The following is an 8394-nucleotide window of genomic DNA, read 5'->3' as shown; positions in this document are numbered from 1 at the left end:
GCGCCGCAGCCGGGGCGCGAGCCGGTGCGGCAGCCGCATCGGCCGCCGCGGCAGCTGCCGCAGCAGCACAGACCGGCACCCCCGGCCCGGCGGAATCGGACCCGACCGGCAGCGCTCCGGGAACCGCGGGCGAGGGAACGGGCGCACGCGGTGGAACAGCCGGTGGCAATGCGGGATCCACCGCATCGGCGCCCGACCCGCGTCTGGAGTCCAACCGCGCGCTGCACGAGGCCGATCTCGTGCTCAACGAGTTCCGCCAGCAGTTGCGGGCCGACCTGCGCCAGGCGGCCACCCGTTCCGGCGTGCCGTCCGCCCTCGTGCCGGAACTGCGGGCCCGCCTGGTCGAGGTGCGTGCGGACATCCTCGCCGGCCTGCACCCGTAGCCCGCACCGCGAGTTGCGGACAAAACACCCTCGTTGGCGCAACGAGGGTGTTTTGTCCGCAACTCGCGGTTAAGGAGCGTCGGGGAGGGCGGCGATCTCTTCGGGGGTGGGGTGGCGCATCTGGGTGCGCTCCCCCGTCCGGTCGATCTCGTGCAGGGACATCAGGGCGCCGCAAATCGGGCAGACCGAGCGCGCCCGCGTCTCCGCGACCTCGGCAGGGGTCACCGTGTCGTACGGCCCGAGGGGCGGCGGGCCGATCCAGGGCAGCAGGCGGCGGTTGAGGCGCGCGATGACGCCGACCAGGCCGCGCTCATCACTCGGTTCCGTATTACTGCGCATGATGCTCATCAGCGTACGCGGACCGGACCGGCCGCCGGCTCCGCGACGCGACCCGCACGATGCCCGTGCGTCATCGAGGACTGGCACACCGCCTGACGACACGCGGGCGACACGCCAGCGCGGCAGCCGACTCTGATGGATTTGACAGTGGAATCCAAGGGAGTAGTGTCGACCCTCGTGATGCCAGAGGGAAGCCCCCAAGTACCAGAAACACGTTCACCGAAACGGTGGATCATCGGCGACCCGCTGTCGACCGAAAAGCTCGACGGCCAGCTACTGCCCAAGCACCTCGCCCTTCCCATCTTCGCCAGTGACCCGCTGTCCAGCGTCGCGTACGCGCCGCAAGAGCTCCTGATGATCCTGACCCTCGGCGGGCTGGCCTTCCTCAGCTTCGCGCCGTGGGTCGCGGCCGTGGTCGTTCTGCTGCTCGTCGTGGTCGTCGCGTCGTACCGCCAGCTGATCAAGGCCTACCCGTCCGGCGGCGGCGACTACGAGGTCGCCCACAAGAACCTCGGCGAGAAGGCCGGCCTCATCGTCGCATCCGCCCTCCTCGTCGACTACGTGATGACCGTGGTCGTGTCCGTGGCCAGCGGCGTGGACAACATCATCTCCGCCCTGCCTGGCCTGGCGCCCTACCGGGTGGAGTTCGCGGTCTTCTTCGTGATCCTGCTCGCGGCGGTCAACCTGCGCGGCGTGCACGAGTCGAGCAAGGCTTTCGCCCTCCCCACCTACCTCTTCATCGCCAGCGTGCTGTTGATGGTCGTGGTGGGCCTGACCCGGGTGGCCCTCGGCGACACCCCGATGGCCGAGTCGGCGAACTACGACGTGGAGGCCCAGAACCTGGCCCAGTCTGCGTTCATCCTGCTCCTGCTGCGATCCTTCGCCAGTGGGTGCAGTGCGCTCACCGGCGTCGAGGCGATCGCCAACGGGGTGCCCGCGTTCAAACATCCGAAGATCAAGAACGCCCAACGCACCCTGGTGCTCATGGGCGGCATCGCCATCACGCTCTTCGTCGGCCTGACCGCGCTTGCCCTGTTCTCGAAGGTGCACTACGCGGAGAACCCCTGCGACCTGATCGGTTGGGAGGAGTGCGCGACCTCCCCGCAGCGCAGCCTGATCGCCCAGATCGCGGCCGCCACGTTCGGCAACAACTCGATCATGTTCTTCGTGCTGCAGGCCGCGACCGCCGCCGTGCTGCTGCTGGCCGCCAACACGGCCTTCAACGGCTTCCCGCTGCTCGGCTCGGTGCTCGCCAAGGACTCCTACGCCCCGAAGTCGCTCAGCACCCGCGGCGACCGCCTGATCTACTCCAACGGTGTGCTGCTGCTGGCCTTCTTCGCGTGCGTCATCCTGGTCATCTACCAGGCCAATCTGACCGTGCTGATCCAGCTCTACATCATCGGCGTCTTCGTCTCCTTCACGCTCGGGCAGACGGGCATGGTGCGGCACTGGCTCAAGCTGCTCAAGACCAACCCGCCGAACCGGGCATCCATCATCGGCAGCCTGTCGATCAACGGATTCGGCGCGCTGCTCACCGGGGTGGTGCTGATCGTGGTCACGATCACCAAGTTCACTCACGGCGCCTGGCTCGTCTTCGTGTTGATGCCCGTGCTGTTCACCCTGATGCTCGGTGTGAACCGGTACTACCGCGATGTGGCCAGGGAAATCGAAGTGGATGCCCACACCACCTTCGGCTCCCAGGGGGACCACGCCATCGTGTTGGTGGGCAAGATGCAGAAGCCCGTGCTCAAGGCGCTGGACTACGCCATCGCCGCCCGCCACGAGAGCATCGAGGCCGTGCACATCTCGGTCGACGTCGACGAGACCAAGGCGCTCAAGCGCGCCTGGGTGCAACAGAACATCCAGGTGCCGCTGCGCATCGTGCAGTCCCCCTACCGGGACATCAGCTGGCCGCTGATCAGCTACATCAAGGATCGTCGCGAGGACCACGGTTCCGAGGTCGTCACCGTGTACACCCCGATCTACATCGTGGGCCACTGGTGGGAGGGGCTGCTGCACAACCACAAGGCCCGGCGGCTGCGCCAAAAACTGATGCTCGTGCACGGCGTCACCATCGCCCTCGTGCCGTGGCTGCTCGATTCCTCCGAGCTGATCTACGGCCGGCGCTCCCGGCCCGTGCCCGGCCAGGACCGCCGCGGCGAACCCGTGCGCCCCCGCCCGATCCCGCGTCGCCCGCTCGCCCCGCCGACCAAGGACGTCCCGGCCCGGACCACGGTCGTGGTCGGCACGGTGCCCCCGAAGTCACGGCCGTCGGCCGCCCGGCGCCGCAAGAGGAAATAGGCGGATGCGCCTCGCGCCCGCCGTCTTTCTCGGCGGCACGGTCGGCACGGGCCTCCGGCTCGGCATCGACCAGGCCCTCCCGCACGCCGACACCGCCTTCCCGGTGAGCACGCTCGTCGTCAACACGATCGGCGCGCTGATGCTCGGCTGGCTGGTGGCCGGGCTGTGGACCCGCCCGGGGCTGCCACCGTGGCTGAAAGCCGCCGTCGGTGCCGGGGTGCTCGGGTCATTCACGACCTACTCCACCGTCATGGTCTCCCTGGTCGCGCTCGGGTCGGCCGGGTTCCCGGCCCTCGGCTGGGTCTACCTGGCGGCCACCCTGCTGCTCGGGTTCGGGGCCGCGGCCCTGGGCCTGCGGCTGGGGAACCGGCTTCGGCACAGACCTCTGCCGACAATTCCAGATGCCGGGAGGACCCTGTGAGCGTCTGGCTGGCGGTGAGTGTGCTGGTGGCCGGGGGTGCGGCCGCGGTCGTGCGTTTCCTCGTCTCGCGCGCGCTGCCGGTCGGTCCCGGACGGCTGCCGCTGGGCGTTTTGATCGTGAACGTGACCGGATCGCTGATCGGCGGGGTGGTGCTCGGCCTCGCCGAGCGCGCCGCGGTGTCCGAGGACGTGCAGCTGATCCTTCTGACCGGGGTTTGCGGCGGCCTGACCACGTTCAGCACCTGGAGCGTCGAGACCGTCGAACTGGCGCTCACCGGCCGCTGGCGAGCGGGCATTGTCAACCTGATCGGCACTCTCCTGCTCGGGTTTCTGGTCTGTGCGGCCGGGTACCTCCTCTCCCGCTGAGGTACAGTGAAGGAACGCTGATTGTGAACGTGCGCGGCGAACCGCTGCTCATGATCCGCATCCGTGGCCCGTTCGGCCCGCCATGCTAAACTGACGGCTAGTTTTCACCATATTCGGCAACTCCCGGGAGACGTTCTCTCACCCGGCCTGGCATCGTTAGGGGGTCTCGCATGGGGCGCGGCCGTCAAAAAGCAAAGCACACCAAGGTTGCCCGCGAGCTGAAGTACTTCAGCCCGGACACCAACTACAACGCGCTCGAACGCGAGCTCACCGGGCATCCGGACAGCGACCCGCGCCTCGACGAAGACCTCGCGAAGTGGCCGGAGTACGAGGCCGGCAAGCCTGGCAAAGACGCTGACACCGACGACGACGACGACCAATACGTCGACCACTACGCCACCGAAGACGAGCAGAAGCGCGCCTGACTCCCGGCTCCGCTGACTCCCGGCTCCGCCTGCGCGGGCCGGCGGTCGCCGGCATCTACGCGTGCGCGAAAAAGGCCGCCATCGCTTCACCGATGGCGGCCTTTTTCGCGCACGCGTCCCCTACACGGCGGGTGGATCATTACGCCGCATAACCGCCGACCAGGCGCACGGCGCCGCCGTTCACGCCCTTGGCACCCTGCTCGAAGCCCGCGAAATCGTGCGGGGCGGTCGACACCCGGCCGGCCACCCACGCCGGAACGCCTTCGACCGCGAAGCGGGCGATGACGGATGACGCCGATTCGGCCGCGACGACGGCGAACATGCCGACGCCCAGGTTCCAGGTTCCTTCCGAGCTCTCGAGCGAGGATCCCGCCAAGTCGCTGAGCACCCGGAAGACCGGGGCCGGCGACCAGGTGGACCGGTCGACCTCCACCCAGGCGCCGAGCGGGAGCACACGGGCGAGGTTCGCCGCGATGCCGCCGCCGGTGACGTGGCTGAGCGAGTGCACGACACCGGCGAGGTCCGGGTCGGACAGCACGCTGAGCAGCGGGCCGGTGTAGAGCCGCGTCGGCTCCAGCAGAACCTCGCCGACCACGCCGCCGAGTTCGGCGGACGTGTCGGTGTAGCCGATGCCGCGCTGGGCGAGGATGTGCCGCACGAGCGAGTAACCGTTGGAGTGGAGCCCGGAGGAGGCCATCGCCACGATCACGTCGCCGTGGCGCACCTTGTCTGCGCCGAGAACCTGGTCGGCTTCCACCACGCCGGTGGCGGCGCCGGCCACGTCGTAGTCGTCCAGGCCGAGGAGGCCGGGGTGCTCGGCGGTCTCGCCGCCGACCAGGGCGGTGCCGGTGGCGGCGCAGGCCCGGGCGATGCCCGCGACGATGTCGGCGATCCGCTCGGGAACCACCTTGCCGCAGGCGATGTAGTCGGTCATGAAGAGCGGGCGGGCCCCGACCACGATGATGTCGTCGACGACCATGCCCACGAGGTCCTGGCCAATCGTGTCGTGCTTGTCGATGGCCTGGGCGATCGCGACCTTGGTGCCCACGCCATCCGTTGACGTGGCCAGCAGCGGACGCTTGTAGCCGGTGAGGAAGGAGACGTCGTAGAGGCCGGCGAAACCGCCGAACCCGCCGAGCACCTCGGGGCCGTGCGTGTTCGACACGGCCTCCTTCATCAGGGCGACGGCGAGGTCGCCGGCCGTGGTGTCCACTCCGGCTGCCGCATAGGACGCGTTGCTCATTCTTGTCTTCCTGGATCGCCGATCGGGGGTTTCCCCTGTTGTGTCAGGGCTTCTTCACGCACAGTTTCTGTGTGCAGGGATGTCGCGGGGTCGAGCAGGGTCTCGAACTCCGCGTCGGGGCCCGGGTCGCATCCGTTCGACGCGGCGACGGGTCGTTCCAGCAGATTCTTGCCCAGGTGCGCCGAATCGGGCAGCGGGATCGGGTAGACCCCGGTGAAGCAGGCGGTGCACAGGCGTTCGGGCGGCTGCTCGGTGGCGGCGATCATGCCGCCCGGCGACAGGTAGCCGAGCGAGTCGGCGCCGATGGCCTGCCGCACCTCGTCGACGCCGAGGCCGGTCGCGATCAGTTCGGCGCGGGAGGCGAAGTCGATGCCGTAGAAGCAGGGCCAGGTGATCGGCGGGCTCGAGATGCGCACGTGCACCTCGGCGGCGCCGGCCTCCCGCAGCATGCTGACCAGGGCTCGCTGGGTGTTGCCGCGCACGATCGAGTCGTCGACCACGATCAGCCGCTTGCCCTTGATCACGGCCTTGAGCGGGTTCAGCTTGAGCTTGATGCCGCGCTGGCGGATGGTCTCCGACGGCTGGATGAAGGTGCGCCCCACATAGGAGTTCTTCACCAGCCCCTGGCCGAACGGGATCCCGGATGCCTGCGCGTAGCCGATCGCGGCCGGCGTGCCGGACTCGGGGGTCGGGATGACAAGGTCGGCCTCGACCGGGTACTCCTGGGCGAGGCGACGGCCCATCTCGACCCGCGCCTCGTGCACGCCGCGGCCGGCGATGGTGGTGTCGGGCCGGGCCAGGTAGACGTATTCGAACACGCAGCCGGCGGGCTTGGCCTCGGCGAAACGTTGCGTGCGCAGGCCGTCTTCGTCGATGGTGATCAGCTCGCCCGGCTCGACCTCGCGCACGAAGCTGGCGCCCACGATGTCGAGAGCGGCGGTTTCGGAGGCGACGACCCAGCCGCGCTCGAGGCGGCCGAGGACCAGCGGGCGCACCCCCTGCGGGTCGCGGGCGGCGTAGAGGGTGGTCTCGTCCATGAACACGAGGCAGAAGGCGCCGCGCAGGCGCGGCAGAACCTCGAGCGCGGTGGCTTCGAGGGTGTGGTCGAGGTCGCCGGTGAACAGGGCGGTGATCACGGCGGTGTCGGTGGTGTTGCCGCGGGCGAGCTCGCCCTCCACCTTCGGGTAACGCTCGTGCACGAGCTGCAGCAGCTCGGCCGTGTTGGTGAGGTTGCCGTTGTGACCGAGGGCGACGGTGCCGCCCGAGGTGCGGCCCAGGGTCGGCTGGGCGTTCTGCCAGCTCGACGACCCGGTGGTCGAGTAGCGCGTGTGCCCGACGGCGATGTGCCCGATCAGGGTGCTCAGCGCGGCCTCGTTGAAGACCTGGGAAACCAGGCCCATGTCCTTGTAGATCAGGATCTTGCCACCGTCACTCGTGGCGATGCCGGCCGATTCCTGGCCGCGGTGCTGCAGGGCGTAGAGGCCGAAATAGCTGAGCTTGGCCACCTCCTCGCCGGGAGCCCAGACGCCGAAGACGCCACAGGCATCCTGCGGCCCCTTCTCTCCGGGAAGAAGATCGTGACTTAGAAGTCCGTCGCCGCCAGCCAAATCGGTGCCTCTTTACTGTCAGTGCTCGGGGAAGTGTGTGCTGAGAGTTGTGGGGTGCGCGGGAGGGTTGATCTAGTCCCGGTCGGAATTCGGCGAGCCGGATGCGGCGTCCGGAGCCCCGGGATCGCGCGGCTCGAGAACTGCCATTCTATCGACGACGACCGTCTTCCCGCGGCGGGAGATGACCCTGTCGATGACGATCGCGGCGACGGCACCCAGGGTGACGCCGAGCGTGACGAACGCGAGGAGGAGGAATCCGAAGACCTGGGTGGCCCCGAACTCGGCGTTCTCGGGGAACACGACCGTGAGGACCAGGGCGGCGATCGCACCGATCAGCGCGCCGAGGAGCATGAAGTTGAAGTAGCGGGGCGAGCGCCTCACGGTGACGGTGCTCTTGTCCACGACCGACTCGCCGGCGCTCGCGCCGGCACCGGGTTCGGGCTGCTGCTCGGGCTGTTGGTCTGAGGTCACTCCCCTATTCTCGCATGCTGGAACGTTCCTGCGGCCGGTGTCGGCCCTGCTAATCGGATGCGAGACTGTCCCGATGAACAGGATTGCGGTGCTGGGAAGCGCGACCATGGACTTCATCGTTCGACAGCCGCGGCTGCCTCGGCCGGGCGAGACGTTGGCGGGGTCCGGATTCAGCATCGAACCGGGCGGCAGCGGGCTGAACCAGGCGGTCGCGGCGGCCCGGCTGGGCGCGGTGGTCGACCTCCTCGGAATGGTCGGCGCCGACCCCCACGGGGATCAGGTGCGCGGACTGCTGGTGAGTGAGAGCATCCGTGACGATGGTCTCGAGTGGTCGTCGAAGCCGACCGGAACCACGCATGTCGCGGTCGTCGATTCGGGCGAGAACTCGATCGTCGTGGTGCCGGGAGCCACTGCCGATCTGACCTCGCTGAGCGTGGCCCAGCGCGCCTCTATCGCCGCCGCGGCGTTCCTGGTGCTGCCGTGCGAGCTGCCGGTGGCCGTGGTGGCCGAGGGCCTCGCCGTCGCCCGGGCGGCCGGCGTCTTCACGGTGCTCACCCCGGCACCGGCGGTCGCGCTGCCGGACGGCTTCCTCGACCTGGTCGACCTGATCGTGCCGGGCCGACTGGAGGCCGCCCACCTCACGGGTGAGAGCGACCCGGTGCGCGCGGCGGAGGTGCTCAGCGCCCGGGGCCGGTGGGCGATCGTCACCCTGGGGGCGGAGGGCTCCGTCGTCGCGTTCGACGGAGCCGTGCTGGGCCTGGCTCCGGCCCGGCCGGCGCGCGTCGTCGACCGGGCCGCCGCCGGCGACACCTTCGTGGGCGCGCTGGTGGCCCGGCTGG

At 69.3% G+C, this 8394-nt stretch carries 9 protein-coding genes and 1 pseudogene; 6 read left to right on the top strand and 4 right to left on the bottom strand.

The genetic code is table 11. The annotated features are described in order from the left end of the window. Nucleotides 1-383: pseudogene (locus tag E3T23_RS15135) on the top strand (hypothetical protein); the annotation flags it as partial. A gap of 69 nt (nt 384-452) precedes the next feature. Here the strand turns inward: E3T23_RS15135 and E3T23_RS03610 are convergent. Continuing rightward, on the bottom strand, nt 453-731 hold the full coding sequence (locus E3T23_RS03610) for a hypothetical protein (protein WP_134369049.1): 279 nt from the start codon (nt 729-731) through the stop codon (nt 453-455). A 171-nt stretch (nt 732-902) separates the two neighbouring features. On the opposite strand from E3T23_RS03610, the gene E3T23_RS03605 reads away from it, so the two are divergent. The 4 genes from E3T23_RS03605 to E3T23_RS03590 all read left to right on the top strand — a co-directional run bounded on the left by E3T23_RS03605 (nt 903) and on the right by E3T23_RS03590 (nt 4234). Continuing rightward, entirely contained in the window at nt 903-3023 is a 2121-nt protein-coding gene (locus E3T23_RS03605; RefSeq protein ID WP_134369050.1) for an APC family permease, read from the top strand. Between the two features lie 4 nt (nt 3024-3027). Then, nucleotides 3028-3444, top strand: coding sequence for a fluoride efflux transporter FluC (locus E3T23_RS03600; protein ID WP_134369048.1), 417 nt, complete (start codon nt 3028-3030; stop codon nt 3442-3444). Beyond that, the gene (gene crcB / locus E3T23_RS03595; protein ID WP_134369047.1) at nt 3441-3809 is read left to right on the top strand and encodes a fluoride efflux transporter CrcB; all 369 of its coding nucleotides are present in this window, start codon (nt 3441-3443) and stop codon (nt 3807-3809) included. Before E3T23_RS03600 ends, crcB begins: the two co-directional genes overlap by 4 nt. 170 nt (nt 3810-3979) lie before the next feature. Next, a complete protein-coding gene (locus E3T23_RS03590) occupies nt 3980-4234 on the top strand; it encodes a DUF3073 domain-containing protein (RefSeq protein WP_134369046.1) in 255 nt (84 codons plus the stop codon). Between the two features lie 139 nt (nt 4235-4373). Here E3T23_RS03590 and purM read toward each other — a convergent pair whose 3' ends face one another. From purM to E3T23_RS03575, 3 genes are all read right to left on the bottom strand, one after another. Continuing rightward, the gene (gene purM, locus E3T23_RS03585) at nt 4374-5477 is read right to left on the bottom strand and encodes a phosphoribosylformylglycinamidine cyclo-ligase (protein ID WP_134369045.1); all 1104 of its coding nucleotides are present in this window, start codon (nt 5475-5477) and stop codon (nt 4374-4376) included. Beyond that, nucleotides 5474-7084: an amidophosphoribosyltransferase gene (gene purF / locus E3T23_RS03580; RefSeq protein WP_134369044.1), complete on the bottom strand. Its 1611-nt coding sequence runs from the start codon at nt 7082-7084 to the stop codon at nt 5474-5476. The genes purM and purF overlap by 4 nt, the downstream gene beginning before the upstream one ends. Nucleotides 7085-7156: 72 nt before the next feature. Further along, nucleotides 7157-7555, bottom strand: a complete 399-nt coding sequence (locus E3T23_RS03575) for a hypothetical protein (RefSeq protein ID WP_134369043.1) — start codon at nt 7553-7555, stop codon at nt 7157-7159. Between the two features lie 73 nt (nt 7556-7628). Between E3T23_RS03575 and E3T23_RS03570 the strand changes: the two genes are divergently transcribed. Further along, nucleotides 7629-8394 (top strand): ribokinase (locus tag E3T23_RS03570; RefSeq protein WP_134369042.1); only part of this gene is annotated, 766 nt, incomplete at its 3' end.

The sequence above is a fragment of the Cryobacterium cheniae genome, from assembly GCF_004403395.1.
GTDB lineage: Bacteria > Actinomycetota > Actinomycetes > Actinomycetales > Microbacteriaceae > Cryobacterium > Cryobacterium cheniae.
This window is presented reverse-complemented; position numbering and strand designations above follow the sequence as displayed.